We start from the raw sequence: 18,776 nt of genomic DNA, 5'->3' as shown, positions 1-18,776 counted from the left end.
CCATGCGCAGACTGCTTGTTACCGGCGGCGCCGGCTTTATTGGTGCAAACTTCGTGCGGCTCGTGGCCCAGCAGCGCCCGGAGGTGGAGATCACCGTCCTGGATAAGCTCACCTACGCGGGCAACCGCGCCAACCTCGACGGCGTGGACGCCGAGCTCGTGGTGGGGGACGTGGCGGATGAGGGGGTCGTCGACAAGCTCGTGGCCCAGGCCGATGCCGTGGTGCACTTCGCGGCGGAATCCCACAATGACAACTCCCTGCGGGATCCTTCACCTTTCCTCCACACCAACATCATGGGTACCTTTGTGCTGCTGGAGGCCTGCCGCCGCCACGATGTGCGCCTCCATCATGTCTCCACCGATGAGGTCTTCGGGGACCTGGAGATCGGCGCCGATACCTACTTCACGGAGGAAACTCCCTATAACCCGTCTTCGCCCTATTCGGCCACGAAGGCTGGTTCGGATCACCTGGTGCGCGCGTGGGTGCGCAGTTTTGGGCTGCGGGCAACCATTTCGAATTGCTCCAATAATTATGGCCCCTACCAGCACATTGAAAAATTCATTCCGCGGCAAATCACCAACCTGCTTCTAGGCCAGCCCGCCAAGCTTTATGGCACCGGCGAGCAGGTGCGCGATTGGATTCACGTGGATGACCACAACGAGGCGGTGCTCGCGATCCTGGACCGCGGGCGCATCGGGGAGACCTATAACATCGGCGCCGACCAGGAGGATACGAATAACCGCCAGGTCATCGAGATGATTTGTGAGCTCATGGGCGCGACGGACAATGGCCGGGCGCGTTTCGAGCACGTGGCGGACCGCCCGGGCCATGACCAGCGCTACGCCATGGATGCCAGCAAGCTGCGCCGCGAGCTGGGCTGGGCCCCGCGCTACACGGATCTGCGAGAAGGCCTGGCCGCCACCATTGAGTGGTACCGCACCCACGAGGAGTGGTGGCGCGCGGGCAAGGAAGAAGTCGAAGCCAACTACGCGAAGCAAGGACAATAAATAGCCATGAAGGTGCAGTCAACGGCCATCGAGGGCCTGCTCATTGTGGAGCTCGACGTCCACGGGGATAACCGTGGCTGGTTCAAGGAGAACTGGCAGCGCGAAAAGATGGTGGCGTCCGGTCTACCGGACTTTCAGCCGGTGCAGAACAACGTCTCCTTCAATGCGGAGAAGGGGGTTACGCGCGGGCTGCATGCGGAGCCCTGGGACAAGCTGGTCTCCGTGGCCTCCGGCCGGGCCTTCGGCGCGTGGTGCGATCTGCGCGAGGGCTCTGCCACCTTTGGCCAGCTGGTGACCCACGAGCTGCGCGAGGACGTGGCGGTCTTTGTGCCGCGCGGCGTGGCCAACGGTTTCCAGGCGCTGGAGGCCTGCGCCTACTCCTACCTGGTCAATGACCACTGGTCCCCGGATGCGGAATACACCTGCGTCAACCTGGACATGGTGGACTGGCCGCTGGAACCAACGGAGATCTCCGACAAGGACAAGGAGCACCCCGCGCTTGCCGACGTCTCCCCCATGCCCTCTCGCCGCATCCTGGTCACCGGGGCCAACGGGCAACTGGGCCGCGCCCTACAGAAATTCCTGCCTTCTGCTGGCTTGGGTGCTGTGGAGTTCTGTGGGCACGAGGATTTCGATATCACCAACCCGCCTGCACGCCCGTGGAAGCAGTACTCCGCCATCATCAACTGCGCAGCGTACAACGATGTCAACGGCGCGGAGGACAATCGCGCCGCGGCCTGGCCGGTCAACGCTTCCGCACCGGCGAAGCTCGCACGCATTGCGGCGGAGAATAACCTGACCTTGGCACACGTGTCTAGCGACTACATCTTCGATGGCTCTAACGAGGTCCACTCCGAGGAAGAACTGCCTTCCCCGCTGTCGGCCTATGGGGCGTCGAAAGCCGCGGGCGATACCGCCGCGCAGACCGCCCCGCGCCACTATGTCATCCGCACCTCGTGGGTCTTCGGCGATGGCGCCAACTTCATGTCCACGATGCGCTCGCTGGCGAATAAGGGGGTCAAGCCCTCCGTCATCCACGATCAGCGCGGGCGCCCCACCTTTGCCGAGGACCTGGCCAAGGGCATCATCCACCTGCTCAAGACCGAAGCTGAGTACGGCGTCTACAACATCTCCAACTCCGGTGATGTGGTGGGCCGCGATGAGATCGCCATGGCCGTCTTCACCGGCGTGGGCCAAGACCCTGCGGATGTCACGCCGGTGAGCACCGAGCAGTACCGCGAGATTGCCGGGCCCGAAGCACCCCGCCCGAAGGAGTCCACCTTCGACCTGTCCAAGATTGAAGCCACCGGCTTTAAACCTATGAATTGGCGGGCCGCTTTGGCGCTCTACCTGGGACTTTACCCGGCATAACACTCAACATAACACTTAGCTTCCCACGTGTTATGTTATGTGTTATGTTGAGTGGCATGTAGAGAGAAAGGCCTGCTCATGACCCCTTCTGAGCTTGATGAGTTAATTGCACAGCTGCGAGTTATCGGCAGCGACAAGCAATCCGTAGAGGTAAAATCTTCCGTCAGCAAGGAAGTACTTTCCACGCTCAGTGCCTTCGCAAACGGGGACGGCGGGACGCTCATCATCGGCCTTTCAGAGCAGGACGGCTTCACCCCAGTTAAGAAGTTCTCTGCCTCTACTGCCCAAGACCAATTGGAGACTCGCTGCCAACAGCTCATCCCGCCGGTCCGCCCGCAAATCGACATCATCGAATTTGAAAGCAGCAACATACTCGTCGCAGAGATCGACGAGCTTCCCGCGCGCGATAAGCCCTGCTATGTGGCCGAAAGGGGGCTGTACAAAGGGAGCTATATTCGCACCGGCGATGGTGATACGCGCCTGTCCCAGTACGAAGTAAATCGACTCGTTGAAGAGCACACGCAACCGACCTGGGATGAAGATGCCATCCCAGATGCCACGCTGGAGGACATCGAGGGTGCCGCTCTTGACGGCTTCCTCCAAGTGCAGAAAGAGCGCCGCCCCAAGACTTTTGCGAATGGACAGGACACAGCCCTCAAACGCCTGCGAATTCTCAAGGACGGCCACCCCACGCTGGCCTCACTTCTTGTCATGGGAGACTACCCGCAGGAGTTCTTCCCCCGATTAACGGTTACCTTCGCGCTCTTTCCCGGAACATCGAAAGGTGATGTCACCACGGGTGTCCGCCTTCTCGACAGCGCCACGCTTCACGGTACGATTCCGGAGCTGGTGAGCGAAGGCATCGACATCGTAAAGAAGAACATGCGCACCGCTGGCTTTATCGGCGACAAGTCCCGGACCGCACTTCCGGATTATCCACTGGTCGCTGTTCGTGAAGCACTAGTCAATGCGCTCATGCACCGTGACTACTCCCCGACTGCTCGCGGCAGTCAGGTGCAAATCAACATGTTCGTCGATCGTTTGGAAATCACCAATCCGGGAGGCCTATATGGCGGGGTTACGCTCCGAAATCTTGGAGAAGCTGGTGTCAGCTCTACCCGCAATCAACGCCTTGCCACGTTCCTAGAGGACATTCCCCTACCGGAAGGCGGCGTCGCCGCAGAGAACCGCGGCACGGGCATCGCCACCATCCATCAGGCCTTAGCTGACGCACTCATGCCCAAACCGGAAATTATCAACCGGCTCGACAGCTTCACCATCATCTTCCACCGCCGCAGGGTAGCCACCCAGGAACGCTATGGCACCGCACGTGACCATGTGGAACACCTACTCCACGGCAGCCCGTCCGTATCTACAACCGAATTAGTTGAGGCTACAAAGCTCAGCCGGACAGCGGTACAGAAAGCGCTTAATGAGCTCATCCGCGATAACATCGCCGAAAAGACTGAACCCGGACGCAGCCCTAAGCAGCGCTACAGGCTGCGCAAATAGAGCATAACACTCAACATAACACTTAACTTCCCACGTGTTATGTTAAGTGGGAAGTTAAGTGTTATGTTCGCCAGCCCGCGCCGCCGCACCCCAGCGCGAGACCCCTCCGATAAGCTTAAAGCCCATGAAGGGCATCATTCTCGCAGGCGGTTCTGGAACCCGCCTCTACCCCATCACCAAGGGCATCTCGAAGCAGCTCATGCCCATCTATGACAAGCCGATGGTCTACTACCCCCTGACCACCCTGATCCAGGCCGGCATACGCGAGATCCTCATCATCACCACTCCAGAAGACCAGGCCGCCTTCCAACGCCTGCTTGGCGATGGCTCCCAGCTCGGCCTCATGCTGCACTATGCGGTGCAGCCGCGCCCCGAAGGCTTGGCCCAGGCCTTCCTCATCGCCGAAGACTTCATCGCCGAGGATGACGTGGCCCTTGTCCTGGGTGACAACATCTTTGACGGCCACGGCTTCTCCACCGCGCTGAACGAATGCCACCGCCCAGACGGCGGCATCATCTTTGCCTACGAGGTCTCCGATCCGCAGCGCTATGGCGTTGTGGACTTTGATGACTCCGGTCAAGCCCTGTCCATCGAGGAAAAGCCCGCCGCGCCAAAGTCCAACCACGCTGTGGTGGGCTTGTACTTCTATGACAATTCCGTGGTGGAGATTGCCAAGTCCATCACGCCCAGCGCGCGCGGGGAACTAGAGATCACCGCCGTCAATGAGGAGTACCTGCGCCGCGGGCGGCTGCGCGTCAAGCGCATGCAGCGCGGTGATGTCTGGCTAGATACCGGCACGGTGGACTCCATGAGTGAGGCTTCGGCCTACGTCGAGGTGATGCAGAAGCGTACCGGCACCGTCATTGGTTCGCCGGAGGTCGCAGCCTTTGCGGAAGGCTTCATCGATGCCGCGGCGCTCACGGAGCTGGCAGAGCCCCTCCTGAAGTCCGGCTATGGCCGTTATCTTCTCGCCGCTGCCCAAGAGGGCTGAGACCGAGGTACATATCGATCAAATAAGGTCCGAAAACCAACGGGATCTGAGGCCTTATTTGATCGATCCGTACGTGCTTAAGCCTCCCCTCCTTGTGTCAGGACGTCCTTAAGCATCCCCGCCCTGTATCAGGAGCCGCCTCACCCAAACGGGCCTAAACGCGTTAAGGTAATCGCATGCCTAGTTCATCCTCTCGCCCCACCAGTGATTCGAAGAAATCAGCGCTATCCACCATCAGCCCCGTGGCATGGGGACTGTTGGTGATCGTTGTTATTTTGGCCGTCATCATTGGCTTCCTGCTGGCGGAGCGCACTTCCTCCAGCGATGAAAGCACTCCCGCAGCGCAGGAGACCGCAACGAGCACGGCGACAGCCGAAGACCTGGCGAAGGATGCCGCCAAGGCCACGCCCGGCACGAAGTTCTCCGATGGGAAGGGTGACCCGATGATGTTCGGGCCCGGCGGTGACACCATGTCTGGGGATATCACGGTGGTACACCGCAAGAAGGAGAACGATCCTTTCGCCGTGGGTGCGGTGGATGCACCCGTGGTGATTTCGGAGTTCTCCGATTTCGAGTGCCCGTTCTGCTCCCGCCACGCTAATGTCACCGAACCGGATATCCTTAAGAAGTACGTGGAAAAGGGCCTGGTGCGCATCGAGTGGAATGACTACCCTGTGAACGGCCCCGCCGCCATCGAGGCCGCCAAGGCTGGGCGCGCGGCCGCGGCACAGGGTAAGTTCCAGGAGTTCAAGCACGAGCTCTATGCCGCCAGCAAGGACATCAGTGGCCACCCGGAATTCGGCATCGAGGACTTCATGAAGTTTGCCAAGAAGGCGGGCGTTGCGGACCTGGATAAGTTCCGCCAGCAGGCCACGGATGATACCTACACTGAGGTCGTTGAAACGGCCACCCGCTATGCCTCCCAGATCGGCATTACGGGCACCCCGGCCTTCGTGGTCGGAGATCAGTTCGTTGGTGGCGCGCAGCCGCCCGAGGCTTTTGAACAGATCATCCAAGAGCAGCTGGGAAAGGCGGCCAATGTCTAAACCACCGTTGATCGTGTGGGTCTTCATCGCGCTGGTTATCTTGACTGCCTTATTGGGCGGTTATGCAGTGGGGGTAAGCCTGTGAGCATCGGAATCTTTGGCGCCGTCATCGCCGGCGTGCTGACCTTGATCAGCCCCTGTTCAGCGCTGTTAGTGCCGGCCTTCTTTGCCTATGCCTTCGATTCGCAGCGCCAGCTGCTGTTCAAGACCTTGGTCTTCTTTTTGGGTCTGTGCACCACGCTCGTACCCATCGGCATGGGCTTGGCCGCCGTGCTGGCGCAGTATCGTAGCCAGGTCATCACGGTGGCGGGCTGGATCATCATTGCGCTGGGAATATTTACCGCCCTGGGCGGTGGCTTCCGCATCCCCGGCATGGATGCCCTGTCCGGCAAAGCACGGGGCAAGGTGTTTCTGCTCGGCGCGGTCTATGGCTTCGCCGGCTTCTGCGCGGGCCCGCTCCTAGGAGCTGTCCTCACTACGGCCGCCGCATCCGGCAGCGCGCTCTACGGCGGGCTCATCATGGTGGCCTATGCCGCGGGCATGGCCGCACCGCTCTTTGTGCTGGCCGCGCTGTGGGAGCGCCTCGATGTGGGTTCGTGGTCGTGGCTTCGCGGACGCGAAGTCACTCTGGGCCCCGTGCGCACGAATACCCTCTCCCTCGTATCGGGCGCATTCTTCGTGCTCATCGGCGTGCTGTTTATCTTGAGCTACGGCAGCGCAACACTACCCGCGGTCTTAAGCACGGATGCACAGTTCGCAGTGCAAGAAAAAGCCCGCGCCTTCAGCGCGGGCGTGGCGGATGCGTGGGTCTGGTTCGGACTTTCACTCGCCGCCACGGTGGTGGCAGGAGTAAAGGCCTCCCGCACGCCGGCCTAGAGCTAAGCTCTAGGCCAAGGTTTAAGAGTTAGTAGCCGCGCGCGACGTACTCATCGATGCGCGCCGCCTCAGCACCAATAGTGGTCTCATCGCCGTGGCCCGGCAGGACGCGGGTCTCCGGCGGGAGGTTCAGCACGCGATTGCGCAGGGACTCGATGATGACATCGAAGTCGGAGTACTTGCGGCCGGTGGCGCCGGGCCCGCCGTTGAAGAGAGTATCGCCCGACAGAAGTGTGGCCTCATCCGCGATGTAGAGCACCACGCATCCCGGCGAGTGGCCCGGCGTGTGGAAGACCACGAAGTCGCTATCGCCCACGGTAAAGAGCTGGTTATCCTCCAGCGGAACGAAGGTCGCGTCCTCGTGCGTTTCCTCCCACAGGGGGCGGTCATCCGGGTGCAAGTAGATGGACACATCGAAGTGTTCAGCCACCTGGGGAGCGAGCTCGCAGTGGTCGTTGTGCGCGTGGGTGAGAATAACTCCCTTGACCGTACGCTGGCCCACCTCTTCGATGACGCGCTCCGCGTCGTGGGAAGGATCGATGATGTAGCACTCGGCGTCGCTAGTAGCGTTACCTGCGGCCAGGATGTAGACGTTATTGTCCACGTCCCACTCGCCGCCGTCGAGGCGGAACTTTCCTGAAGTTACAAACTGTTCAATGATCATTTACAGCTCCACTACGGATCGAAGTACCTTGCCGGCCTTCATGGTAGCGAAGGCCTCTTCCACGTCGTCGAGACCAATGCGCTCGGTCACGAAATCCTTGAGCGGGAAGCGGCCCTGCAAGGAGAGGTCGACGTACATGGGGAAGTCACGCTCCGGCAGGCAATCGCCATACCAGGAGGACTTGAGTGAACCGCCGCGGCCGAAGAAGTCGATGGCCGGGACGTCGAAGCGGCTGGTGAGGTTCGGCACGCCCACCATGACCATGCGGCCGGCCAGGTCGCGGGAGTAGAAGGCCTGGCGGGTGGTAACGGGAATACCCACGGCATCAATGGCTACGTCGGTGCCGAAGCCCTCGGTGAGCTCGCGGACGGCCTCGATGACCTCTTCTTCGGACTTGTCCTTCGCCGCAACCGTGTGGGTAGCACCGAACTTCTTAGCCAGCTCCAGCTTGTCCGGGTCCAGGTCCACGGCGATGACCTTGGAGGCACCAGCCAACGCCGCGCCGGCGATGGCCGCCATGCCCACGCCACCGCAGCCGAAGACCGCGACGGACTCGCCGCGCTTGACGTCCGCGGTATTCACCGCAGCGCCCAAACCGGCCATCACGCCACAGCCCAGCAGGCCCGCGGCGGCCGGATCCGCCTCCGGGTTGACCTTGGTGCACTGGCCTTCGTGGACCAGGGTCTTCTCGGCGAAGGAGCCGATGCCGAGCGCCGGGCTGAGCTCAGTGCCGGCATCCTTATCCCCGTCCGCGAGCGTCATCTTCGCGGAGGCGTTGTGGGTGTTGAAGCAGTACTTCGGCTCGCCCTTCTTGCAAGCGCGGCACTCGCCGCACACCGCGCGCCAGTTCAGGACCACGAAGTCCCCGACCTCAACGTGGGTGACGGCATCGCCCACGCGCTCGACGACGCCCGCAGCCTCGTGCCCGAGCAGGAAGGGGAAGGCATCCTCAATATCGCCATCGCGGTAAGCCAGGTCGGTGTGGCAGACACCGCAGGCCTGAATCTTGACCACGACATCGTGCTCGCCCGGGGCGGGCACGACGATGTTGACGGTCTCGACGGGCTCGCCCTTCGCGCGCGCAATCACGCCGCGGACAACCTCCGGACCTTGCTGGGAGTTATTTTCATTTACGTTTTCATTAACAGCCATGTCCGCGAGGGTACGCGAAAGGCCCGGGCGGCGTCGCCCGGGCCCAACAAGATTCAAATCCCTCTAGAAGCTAGCGAGGTGGTTGGCCACAAACTCGTGACCGCGAGCATTAATATGCAGCGGCAGGTTGCCCGGCCCCGCGGAGAAGTCCACCAGACCCGCCCACAGGCGCTTGTCGGCATCGGCACACATACCGCGATCCCAGGTCATCGGCTTCATGTCCACAAACTCAACTCCGGTGGCACGCGCTAAATCCACCTGCATCCACTGCGCGACGTTTTCATAACGCTGCACCATCGGCAGGGCCGTGGCGTCGGCCGGCTTCGGGCCAAAGTGGAGGAGGCAGTAGCGGTCGCCCGAGCCGATGGTCGGGTAGCCCACAATCTGAATGCGGGCGTTGGGGGCCGCCGCGCGGATCTTGTGAATCAGCGGCGCGTTGGCGCCGACCCAGCGGGCGCGCAGGTCACCGTCGGAAAGCCCGGCGTTGTTGTACGTGTCGTTGAAACCGCTGGAGAAGAGCACGCGCTGCGTATCCCCGCTGAGCGCGCCGCGGCGAATGGCATCGTCGATCTGCGCGTTCACCTGCGGGCCCTGGGACATGGACACAGCACCAGAGCAGGAGAAGTCCGCCACCGGCATACCCAGCTTGGCGGCGGTGCGCTTGGCGTAGTTATTGCCAGACGGGCAGTTCAGGCTCGGGTTGCGCTGAGAAGAGCCCACCCGAGAGGCCAGGTAGGTATCAAGTTGCGGATCCGCCAGCACGGAATCACCAAAGGCGACGAGGTTTCGCTCGCCGGCAACTGCCTGCGGAGCTTGGGACAGGCCTACCGCCACGAGGAGGGAGGCGCAGAGAGCAGCGATGCGCTGAGTAGACTTCACGTGACTAATGTCCTTCCGAAAGAGTATGTTCTAGACCGAAACCATAATAGACTACGTTGACGGTCTAAGCTTATGTAACAATAGCAACACCTTTAACAGTTTGTAGTTTTAATTGTGGCGAGTCCGCCGTCTCCGTAACCTCTTCTCCCCTCCCCTCGATGAGAACCTTATGAAGCTTTCTGATGTAACCTTCCACGCCGCTGCCCTCGCGCGCTTTATCCCTTCGCTCTTCCGCGCCGGCCTCATTAGCCCCGCCGGCGGGCCACGGGCGGTGGCCCTGACCGCGCCGGTCCTCGCGCGTTACCGCTTCACCACCGCCCGCGAAGTAGAGCAGGCATACATGACCTGCCCGGAACGCTTGGCGCTTATCGACGACGACGGGGCCCTCACCTACCGCCAGCTGCGCGAAGAATCCCAGACCTTCGCGCGCTGGCTGCTGTCATTGGGGCTGGAGGAGATTCGCCTCGGCGTGATGGCCCGCAATGGCCGCGGCATCATCACCCCGCTGGCCGCCAAGGGTTATGCGGGGGCACACATCTTTTTGCTCAACGTCGGTTCCTCCCCCGAGCAGCTCGCCGGGTGCATCGAGGAAAACCGCATCAACGTGCTCGTTATCGATGATGAATTCATCGACCGCCTCGACAGCTCTAGCACCATTGCTGGCCTGCACGTGGTGATTGGCCACGAGTCCGGTAAAGAGATCCCTACCGAGCTGGCGCAAGCGGCAACGCTGCGCAAGATCGTGGAGAATCCGCGGGACGTCGAGAAGCACAAGCTTCCCACTTGGCCCAAGCACGGGCATATCGTGCTGATGTCCTCCGGCACCACGGGCATCCCCAAGGGAATTATGCGTCCAGAGCCGACGCTGCCGGTGGTGGTTGCCTCCATCGTGGATGCGGTGCCGTGGCGCGGGGACCAGAAGGTGCAGATGACCGCCTCCATCTTCCACACGTGGGGCTGGGCCTGCCTCAACATCGCGTTGGGCCTGCGCAATACCATCGTCACCCGCCGCGTCTTTGACCCGGCGGCCGCACTCGATGATATCCAGCGCTACCAGCTCGATGGTCTGCTTTCCTCCCCTGTCTTCTTCCGCCAGATGGTTGAGGTTGACCCGGATTCGGCCTTTGATACCTCGAGCTTGAAGTTCATTGCCTCCGCCGGGCATGCGCTCACCCCGGAGATCGTCAAAGAAACCCACGAGCGCTTCGGCCCGATTCTCTGCAATGTCTATGGCTCCACGGAGCTAGCGCTGGCATCGACGGCCAGCATGGAAGAGGTGGCCAAGGATCCCACCATCGGCGGCAAGATTGCCTCCGGTACAAAGCTGCGCATCCTCGATGAGGAGGGCAACGAGGTTCCGCGCGGCGAGGTCGGTGAGATCTACCTGACCAACTCCACCGCGCTCATTGGCTATACCAACCCAAATATCCCGCTCAACAAGGTTGATGGTCTCATCTCCATCGGGGACTTGGGCTATATCGACCCCGAGGGCTACCTGCATGTGGTGGGCCGCGCGGATGACATGATCATCGTCGGCGGCGAGAACGTGCACCCGCAGTCGGTGACGGAGGTGCTCGAGGCCATGCCGGGCATCGCGGAGGTGCATGCCGGCGGCGTGGAGGATGAAACCACCTTCCAGCGCATCGCCGTGTGGGCGGTGACTACGCGGGACGCCCTCGGCAACGCCGTGACTGCCGACGCCATCCGCGCCTGGGTCCGCGAGAACCTCGCCGACCACTCCGTGCCGCGCGATGTCCACTTCCTGGACAAGCTGCCGCGCAATGCCACGGGCAAGGTGGTGCCGCGCCTGCTGCACGGCACCGACTAGCCCATCGCCCCCCTGCGATGGGCCGGGTTAGGTTAGCTGCTGCGCTTGACGGTTGCAGCTACCTCACCTGGCTGGGCATGGCCCTCGCGAGCGATGTCGACTCCGGCGACCTGCTTGGCCGTCGGGCACACCACCGGGGTAATGAGGTTGACGCCGCGCTCGCGCAGCTTCTGCGCCTCCACCGCGATGATCGGTGTGCCGGCGGTGACTGTATCGCCCTTCTTGGCCAGGGCCGTGAAGCCTTCGCCCTTGAGCTCCACGGTGTCGATGCCGATGTGAATGAGCAGGTCCAGTCCATCCGCGGTCTTCATGCCGAAGGCGTGGCGGGTCTTGAAGACCATGGTGATGGTGCCGTCTACCGGGGCGCAGACGTCGAAGGCATCGACGGCATCGGGCATCACAGCGAAGCCTTCGCCCACCATGCCCTGTGCAAAGGACGCATCCGGGACCTGGGAGAGCGCGACGACGTCACCGGCGAACGGGGCACGCACATCCACGTCAACGGCATCACCACCAGCGGTATTACCGCTGACGCGCTGAGCGGAAGCGGCGCTAGCTCCAGCACCTGCAGCGCTCGCAGCACCCGCCGTGGCGAGGACCGGAGAACCGTGGCGCAGCTGGTGGCTGACCTCGTCATACATGAATTGCACGGCCGGGCCCACGATGACCTGGACGCTCTTCTCCGAGGGGTGTATGACGCCGGAGACGGCGGCGCGTTTGATCACGGAGTCGTCGACAAGCGCGCGCTCCTTCACGCCCACGCGCAGGCGCGTGGTGCAGTAGTCCAGTGAGTCAATGTTGTCCTTGCCGCCGAGGCCCTCGATGATGCGCGCGGCATCACGAGCAGTCTTGTCATCGCCGGTGGCGGAATCCTCCATGGGGTCTGCTACCGCATCATCCTCACCACGGCCCGGGGTCTTGAGGTTGAGCCAGCCGATAAGGAAGTAGAAGATGACGAAGTACAGGGCGAAGAAGCCCACGCCCATGACCAGCAGCATGTACCACTTATTAGCCAGCGGGTTCTGCGAGGAGAGCAACATGTCCACGAAACCGGCCGAGAAACCGAAGCCGGCGGTCCACTCCATGGCGGAAGCGATGAAGACGGACAGGCCCATCAGCAGCGCGTGCACCACGTAGAGCAGCGGAGCAACGAACATGAAGGAGAACTCCAGCGGCTCAGTCACGCCGGTGAAGAAGGAGGCTAGGGCACCAGCGGCCATCAGGGAACCAACGACCTTGCGCTTGCTCTTATCCGCTCGCAGGTACATGGCAAGTGCCGCGCCCGGCAGGCCGAACATCATGACCGGGAAGAAGCCCGCCTGGTAGCGGCCGACGACACCCTCGACCGTGCACTGGCCGTTGGCCCAAATGCCCGGGCAGTCAGCTGCGGAGGTGGCGGCCGCGGCTGCCTCGATGGTCTTTTGACCGGCCTGGAAGTTGCCGATGTCATTGATACCGATGACGTCGAACCAGAAGACAGAGTTCAGCGCGTGGTGCAGGCCAGTCGGGATGAGCAGGCGGTTGGCCACGCCGTAGATGCCGGCGCCCGCCGCGCCTAGGCCCTGGATGGAGGTACCGAAGTTAAAAAGCGCGTTGTAGATGAACGGCCACACGAAGTAGAGGATGCCGGAAATCACTATGGCGATGACGGCGGTAAGAATCGGTACGAGGCGCCGGCCTGAGAAGAAGGCCAGGAAGTCCGGCAGCTTGGTGCCGTGGAAGCGGTTATATACCCAGGCCGCCATGACGCCGGCGAGGATGCCGAAGAGGACGTTGCCACCGCCTACGGCGTTCCAGCCTTCCGAGGCCCATTCCAGGGCTTCATCGCCGGTCAGCGCGGTGGGGTCGTCGATGCCGCGGTAGCCTGCCACGGCCTCCGGGCCGAGCAGTTTCATAAACGTGGCGAAGGCCAGGAAGCCAGAGAGTGCTGCGGCACCGTTGGAATCCTTGGCCAGGCCGAAGGCAATGGCGATAGCGAAGATCCAGCCCAGGTTGGCCAGCACTGCATCGCCGGAGCTGATCAGCAGCTGGGCGGCGAGGTTATCCGGGCCAGCCGCGCTGGAGATCCAGTAGCCAACACCACTGAGGATCGCCGCGACGGGCAGCACCGCCACAGCGCCCATGAGGGCTTTTCCGAGCCGCTGCAGCGGCCCCATGACATCGATTTTCATGCGAGGAGTCCTTTCACACTAGTAAGGAATTAGATGGAGTTTTTAGGAAAAGAGTGGGCGGTGCGGACGGTGCTTGTCCGCGAAAACGTAGTACTCGCGGTCCTCCAGCTGGGAGGCGGCGGCTTCATCGAGGATCACCGTGGCACGCTGGTGCCACTGCAGGATCGACGCGGGGCAGTGCGCGGAGAGCGGGCCTTCCACCATGGCGTGGACCGCGCTGGCCTTGTTGCTGCCAGTGGCCAACAAGAGCAGGTGGCGGGCCTCACTGATGGTGCCCAATCCTTGGGTCAGCACGTGGCGCGGGACCTCGTCTTCGTTGTCAAAGAAGCGGGCATTATCCTGCACGGTTTGCGGGTGCAGCGTCTTGATGCGGGTGCGCGATTGCAGGGAACTCGACGGCTCGTTGAAGCCGACGTGCCCGTTGGCCCCGATGCCCAGCAGCTGGATGTCCACGCCGCCGGCATCACGGATGGCTTTGTCATAGGTGGCCGCGGCGGTGGCGGGGTCATCGGAGTCACCAGCGGGGCTTTTTACCAGGTCATCATCGAAATCCACGTGGCTGGTGAATTCGCGGCGGATGGTGGAATAGTAGGACTGCTCGTGGGTACGCTCCAGCCCGATGTATTCATCGAGCAGGAATGCGCGGCTGCGGGCAAAGCTCACCTCGCCGCGCTCATGGCGCGTAATGAGCTCCTTGTACATTGCTACCGGGGTCGAGCCTGTGGCCAGGCCCAAGGTGGCGCCGGCGTTGGCGTAGTGCGCGAAGATGTCAGCGGCCTCCACGGCCACTTCGGCCGGCGTGGAGCGGATGAGGATTTCCATGAGATGCCTTCCTGTGTGTTTAAGAGAGTGGGATGTCCGCGCCGTCAACGATGACGCGCACCGGTTGGTAGTGAGAGTTAAGGCCAACCAGGTTGGCGCGCGCGCCAACCGCGATTCGGCCTAGATTCGCTTCCCCCAGCACATCCGCGGCTGTAGTGGAGGTAAAACGAACTGCTTCCCCGAGGCCGTGGCGCGCGGCGAAGCTGGCGAATTGCTGGGACAAGGTAGAGGTGCCGCCCGCGATGGCGCCGCTGGGCACGCGCGCGACTCCCCCGCTCACGGTGACAGGCAGCGAACCCAGCTCATAGTCACCATCGGCCATGCCGGCCGCCGCCATGGCATCAGTGATGGCGAAGGCGCGGTGACTGTGAGCCATGTCCACGGCGCCGTCGACAAGATGCACACCATCTGCGATGAGCTCGACGGACACATCCCCCGCCTTCGCTGCGGTGAGCAAGGCCGCTACCGGGCCCGGCGCGCGGTGGTGAATAGAAGGCATGCCATTAAAGAGGTGCGTTCCGGTCACGGTCAGGCCGAGCTCCTTAGCCTTGGCGATAACGCTCAGCGTGGTGTCATAATCGGCCTCGGTGTGGCCCAGGCTGGCGATGATGCCACGCTCCGCGCAGACGTCGAGCAGCTTGTCGACGTTCTCCGTTTCCGGCGCGAAGGTAATCGAACGCAGGTGGCCGCGGGCCGCGGCGATGACTGCACGGAAGAAGTCCGGGTCACCGGGCACGATGCGCGATGGGTCCTGTGCGCCGCACTTGGCCGCCGCGATGAAGGGGCCCTCCATGTGGATGCCGGCGATTTCACCTTCCTCTGCCAGCTGGGCCAAAAGCTCCGCCCGGGCGCAGAGCTCTTCTTGCGTGCCGGAGACCAAGCTGGCCAGCAACGTCGTGGTGCCGTGCGCGCGGTGGAAGCGGGCGGCGGCTAGGCACTGCTCGTAGTCGCCGTTGGGGAATCCCCCGCCGTTGCCGCCGTGGTTGTGCAGGTCCACGAAGCCGGGCACCCACAGCAACGCATCCGGGTCCCCGGCGCGCCAGGCAGCCTCGGCTTGGGGGACGTCGCCAAGCGCTATGCCCTCAATACTCTCCCCGAACGTGACGGCCCCAGCGCGCAGCTCGAAGTTTTCATCAATATAGAGGCCCTCGACGTGGCCTTTCTCCTTTGTCTGCATGGTTCATTCGGTCCCGCTTGTACGGGCTGACGTGGCGCAGCCCGGTTGACAATTCACTTGAAATTTATCAGGGCTACCAATTTTTGTGAACCACACTTCCTCCTAAGGGGGTGCGTGAGCGCAGGTGACTTTTAGCGCGTTAGGTGCACCGCGTGGAATGTCGAAAGGCCCGGTGAGCTACCAGCCGCGGGTGGCCACTCGGTCCCAAAGCGCGTTGCTCGCTAGCTCACCGGCACCCGCTGGTGAGGTGCCAACGAACACGTCTCGCGCATCAGGATCATCAGCCAGAATGTAGCGGAACCACGCGGTGGCATAGCCGTCCCCGAACTCTAAAACGTCCTTGTGGTCCGCGCCCAGGCGGCGGGCAATGATTGCCGGACCACCAGCTGATTCAAAGCTCTCCTCCAAGTCTGACCACGGGCTGACAAGCCAGCGGTCTGAACGGCCATCGCTCGTCATCAAGAACAGCGGTGCCTCGACGCCCGCGGTGGTGTAGTCCCAGTCATTGGACTGTGCCACTTTGTGGGAGGCCGGGCTCGCCGCATACACAGCTGCTACCTCCGTGTGGGACGCTGCGTTGATAGCGCCCGCACCGCCTTGTGAGTGTCCGAAAATACCGACCCGTGATCGGTCCGCACGAGAATCCAGTTCCGGCAAGCGCTCAATCAAGTGCACGACATTCTCCCCTGTACCTGTGTGGGGAGTCTCATCGCCGACGACCACGAAGCCCCAACTAGCCAGGTGCTCCGCCACGGGCAGGTAGCTGCTCAACGGCGTGTTCGTGCCGTTAGCCATGACCACCGCCGGAAACGGTCCCGCGCCTGTCGGTGCCGCGATGGTCACGTCGCCATCACGCCGCACGTCGACCTCGTGCGGCCCCTCGCCCGCAAACGACGCTTCCAGCGGACCACCTGTCTCAGCGCTGTATCCGGCGGCCACGCCATCATCACCGGTCACGCTGTCTGCGTCCACCCACTGCATGAATCCCACAAACCCGACAAACGCCACCACAATCACGGCCACCACGGCAGTAATGCCAACCACAAGCTTTTTCATGCTCTTTATTGTGTTTCGCACGAGAGCGAAGGTCACTAGCGCTAGCACTACTTTTTCCTGTACACAGTGCAAGAGCTGCCTCCGCTACGCCCTTGAAATGAGAGACTCACATCATTACCTTGTTGTATGTAATCGTCATCACATATGGGAGAAATAATGCTTACCTCCGAAACGCTTTCCGAAGTAGTCACAGTAGGAGGTTCAGGTCCGTTCAGCGGCCAGGGCAACGAAACAGTTGCAGCCTAAATGCATCCCCCTAGAAACAGTGGTGACGAAGGACTTTCATCTATCTACACCTTGACCGCCACATATTTTTTATTGTCAGTGTGCGGGTCAATGACCAGCCTCTCGATTTCACTCCACTTCGCCGAACTCAACAAAGGCGAACTGTTGGTGGCAAGCATCTTCATCTCGGGTACTTGCGCTCAAGTTTTTGCAGTCCCCTTTCTGGCCCCACTCTTCAACAAATTCAACAGCTATCACATTGCGCTTGCTGCACTCTTCTTAGATCTTCTGGGCCTGTTATCAATGGCAGCCTATCCAGAGCCATTGATCCTCATTGTCGGAAATCTCGTCACCGCATGCTTAAGCGGACTGTCAATTCCATCCATTTTCACCATCGCTGACTCTCAGGTCGGCGAAGGACAGCAGGCGAAAGCCTTCTCCCTCTTGGACACAGCCCGACTTGGCAGTGGATTCCTTGGACCACCTCTAGGTGGATTACTACTGGACCAAAGAAACCTGCAGACAGCGCTCTTCGTTGAAGCTTGCGCCGTTGGAGTCTCGCTACTTGCTTTTTATTTCCTTTATAAATCCTCGCCCCCGAAAACACTGCTTCATTCAGAAACCAAAGATTCTTCACCGAGTTTTCTCCAGAAGGTCCTCGAAGCACCTTCCCTTTTGCTGAAGAATAGAAGCGCTCGGTCCGCGTTAACCAGCATTTGGGGAGCAATTATCTGCACCTCGATTTTCAACGTTTCGCTTGTCTTCTATGCGACACAGACCCTCCACGTCAGCGGTACGTTATATGCCATCATTGCCCAAGCATTTATCGTGGGCCGCATCTTTGGCGCACGGCTTTCAGCTCGCCTTCACTCACAGAACGCTGGGAAAGTCCTGGCCGGGGCAGGATTCGCTATGGGGTGTTTCATAGCTTTACCTGGACTATTTCCCTCATTGTGGCTCTGCATCCCATGTTTCCTCCTGGGCGGAGTCTGCAATGCTGCTCAGGTGGCCGCACTACGCATAATCGTTGTCGGATCCGTACCTGATGAAGTGAAACCCAAAGCCCTTTCTACGATGGGTTCAATTAACAGCTCCGCAATGCTTATTGGATACATCATCGGGGCACCTGTTGTAAGTGCCATCGGCCCAGCTGCGGCCCTTGTCGTATCAGGGTTTGGCACCTCTATCCTCACTCTGGGGCCAATTCTGAAGACCACCATGTACGGTGCCTCCGGTGACCAAGACTACGACAACAAATAGCATTCAATTCTGTAGTAAATCTACTGTCAGATGCGAGTTTTTGGTACCGGTGTGTTCAGAAGACTGAAATGGTAGCGGTGTGGTGAGGGGCCTGACCCCCGGAAAGTAGACACGTCGGGGGTTAGCTATGCTGCTTGGGTCAGTGTAGCTGATGTGAGTGCTTCGAAGTCATCGGGGGCTAGAAGATTGCACCAGGAGTGTCGTCTACGGGTGTTGTAGCGCATGCACCATCGGAAGACTTCTTGGCGGCAGCTGATGGGATTGTCAAAGACTTTCCAATCACGCAGAACTTCACGCTTTAGAGTGGCGTTAAACGATTCTGCCAGGGCATTATCGGCACTCGTTCCCACCGCTCCCATGGATTGGCGAACACCAAGCTGGGTGCAGTGGTCCCTAAATGCTTGTGAGGTGTACACACTGCCGTGATCAGAATGGAAAATTGCCCCTTTCAGGCTTCCGCGGACTTTCCTTGCATGAGATAAAGCTTCGATAACCAGCGATACCCGCATGTGATCGGCGAGTGCATGGCCGACGAGCTTGCGCGAGTAGACGTCGATGACCGTGGCCAGGTACATGTTCTTGCCGCCCTTACACGGCAGGTAGGTGATATCGCCTACATAGACGTGGTTCGGCCTATCAGCGGTGAATCTGCGGCCTACTAAGTCTGGCATGACTCGGTGGCCAAACTTTCGTCTGGTGGTGATGCATCGACGGCGTTTAGTAAAGCCTTTCAGCCCCA

Annotated in this window: 16 protein-coding genes; 8 read left to right on the top strand and 8 right to left on the bottom strand. The window is 61.1% G+C overall.

The window, feature by feature from the left end:
* Positions 1 to 2 precede the first annotated feature (2 nt).
* From rfbB to HMPREF2967_RS11425, 6 genes are all read left to right on the top strand, one after another.
* The gene (gene rfbB / locus HMPREF2967_RS11450) at positions 3 to 1,007 is read left to right on the top strand and encodes a dTDP-glucose 4,6-dehydratase (RefSeq protein ID WP_070686572.1); all 1,005 of its coding nucleotides are present in this window, start codon (positions 3 to 5) and stop codon (positions 1,005 to 1,007) included.
* 6 nt (positions 1,008 to 1,013) lie between these two features.
* Positions 1,014 to 2,378 (top strand): sugar nucleotide-binding protein, encoded by a 1,365-nt coding sequence (locus HMPREF2967_RS11445; RefSeq protein ID WP_070686571.1) that lies wholly within the window; start codon positions 1,014 to 1,016, stop codon positions 2,376 to 2,378.
* A gap of 78 nt (positions 2,379 to 2,456) precedes the next feature.
* The gene (locus HMPREF2967_RS11440) at positions 2,457 to 3,890 is read left to right on the top strand and encodes an ATP-binding protein (protein WP_070624589.1); all 1,434 of its coding nucleotides are present in this window, start codon (positions 2,457 to 2,459) and stop codon (positions 3,888 to 3,890) included.
* Between the two features lie 124 nt (positions 3,891 to 4,014).
* The gene (rfbA, locus tag HMPREF2967_RS11435) at positions 4,015 to 4,881 is read left to right on the top strand and encodes a glucose-1-phosphate thymidylyltransferase RfbA (RefSeq protein ID WP_070521249.1); all 867 of its coding nucleotides are present in this window, start codon (positions 4,015 to 4,017) and stop codon (positions 4,879 to 4,881) included.
* Between the two features lie 176 nt (positions 4,882 to 5,057).
* Positions 5,058 to 5,927, top strand: coding sequence for a DsbA family protein (locus HMPREF2967_RS11430; RefSeq protein ID WP_154761895.1), 870 nt, complete (start codon positions 5,058 to 5,060; stop codon positions 5,925 to 5,927).
* Between the two features lie 81 nt (positions 5,928 to 6,008).
* Positions 6,009 to 6,803 carry a cytochrome c biogenesis CcdA family protein gene (locus HMPREF2967_RS11425; RefSeq protein WP_070686569.1) on the top strand — a complete coding sequence of 265 codons (795 nt, stop codon included), beginning with the start codon at positions 6,009 to 6,011 and terminating at the stop codon, positions 6,801 to 6,803.
* Positions 6,804 to 6,831: 28 nt separating this feature from the next.
* On the opposite strand, the gene HMPREF2967_RS11420 is transcribed toward HMPREF2967_RS11425, so the two are convergent.
* The 3 genes from HMPREF2967_RS11420 to HMPREF2967_RS11410 all read right to left on the bottom strand — a co-directional run bounded on the left by HMPREF2967_RS11420 (position 6,832) and on the right by HMPREF2967_RS11410 (position 9,498).
* Positions 6,832 to 7,467, bottom strand: a complete 636-nt coding sequence (locus HMPREF2967_RS11420; protein ID WP_070563569.1) for an MBL fold metallo-hydrolase — start codon at positions 7,465 to 7,467, stop codon at positions 6,832 to 6,834.
* A complete protein-coding gene (locus HMPREF2967_RS11415) occupies positions 7,468 to 8,619 on the bottom strand; it encodes an S-(hydroxymethyl)mycothiol dehydrogenase (RefSeq protein WP_070596609.1) in 1,152 nt (383 codons plus the stop codon).
* Between the two features lie 63 nt (positions 8,620 to 8,682).
* Positions 8,683 to 9,498, bottom strand: a complete 816-nt coding sequence (locus tag HMPREF2967_RS11410; protein ID WP_070563564.1) for a GDSL-type esterase/lipase family protein — start codon at positions 9,496 to 9,498, stop codon at positions 8,683 to 8,685.
* A gap of 169 nt (positions 9,499 to 9,667) precedes the next feature.
* Between HMPREF2967_RS11410 and HMPREF2967_RS11405 the strand changes: the two genes are divergently transcribed.
* Positions 9,668 to 11,326, top strand: coding sequence for an acyl-CoA synthetase (locus HMPREF2967_RS11405; protein WP_070686567.1), 1,659 nt, complete (start codon positions 9,668 to 9,670; stop codon positions 11,324 to 11,326).
* A gap of 32 nt (positions 11,327 to 11,358) precedes the next feature.
* Here HMPREF2967_RS11405 and nagE read toward each other — a convergent pair whose 3' ends face one another.
* The 4 genes from nagE to HMPREF2967_RS11385 all read right to left on the bottom strand — a co-directional run bounded on the left by nagE (position 11,359) and on the right by HMPREF2967_RS11385 (position 16,552).
* The gene (nagE, locus tag HMPREF2967_RS11400; protein ID WP_070686565.1) at positions 11,359 to 13,497 is read right to left on the bottom strand and encodes an N-acetylglucosamine-specific PTS transporter subunit IIBC; all 2,139 of its coding nucleotides are present in this window, start codon (positions 13,495 to 13,497) and stop codon (positions 11,359 to 11,361) included.
* A 42-nt stretch (positions 13,498 to 13,539) separates the two neighbouring features.
* Positions 13,540 to 14,319 carry a glucosamine-6-phosphate deaminase gene (gene nagB, locus HMPREF2967_RS11395; protein WP_046647861.1) on the bottom strand — a complete coding sequence of 260 codons (780 nt, stop codon included), beginning with the start codon at positions 14,317 to 14,319 and terminating at the stop codon, positions 13,540 to 13,542.
* 19 nt (positions 14,320 to 14,338) lie between these two features.
* Positions 14,339 to 15,496, bottom strand: a complete 1,158-nt coding sequence (locus HMPREF2967_RS11390; RefSeq protein WP_070686563.1) for an N-acetylglucosamine-6-phosphate deacetylase — start codon at positions 15,494 to 15,496, stop codon at positions 14,339 to 14,341.
* A 177-nt stretch (positions 15,497 to 15,673) separates the two neighbouring features.
* Positions 15,674 to 16,552 (bottom strand): alpha/beta hydrolase family protein, encoded by an 879-nt coding sequence (locus tag HMPREF2967_RS11385; protein ID WP_070686561.1) that lies wholly within the window; start codon positions 16,550 to 16,552, stop codon positions 15,674 to 15,676.
* A gap of 246 nt (positions 16,553 to 16,798) precedes the next feature.
* Here HMPREF2967_RS11385 and HMPREF2967_RS11380 point away from each other — a divergent pair, with 246 nt between their 5' ends.
* Entirely contained in the window at positions 16,799 to 18,037 is a 1,239-nt protein-coding gene (locus tag HMPREF2967_RS11380; RefSeq protein ID WP_046647863.1) for an MFS transporter, read from the top strand.
* 125 nt (positions 18,038 to 18,162) lie between these two features.
* On the opposite strand, the gene HMPREF2967_RS12900 is transcribed toward HMPREF2967_RS11380, so the two are convergent.
* Positions 18,163 to 18,776: IS3 family transposase (locus tag HMPREF2967_RS12900; protein WP_118854846.1), on the bottom strand; the 614-nt coding region annotated here is incomplete at its 5' end.

Origin of the sequence: Corynebacterium sp. HMSC059E07 (assembly GCF_001814395.1) — a bacterium.
GTDB lineage: Bacteria > Actinomycetota > Actinomycetes > Mycobacteriales > Mycobacteriaceae > Corynebacterium > Corynebacterium hesseae.
This window is presented reverse-complemented; position numbering and strand designations above follow the sequence as displayed.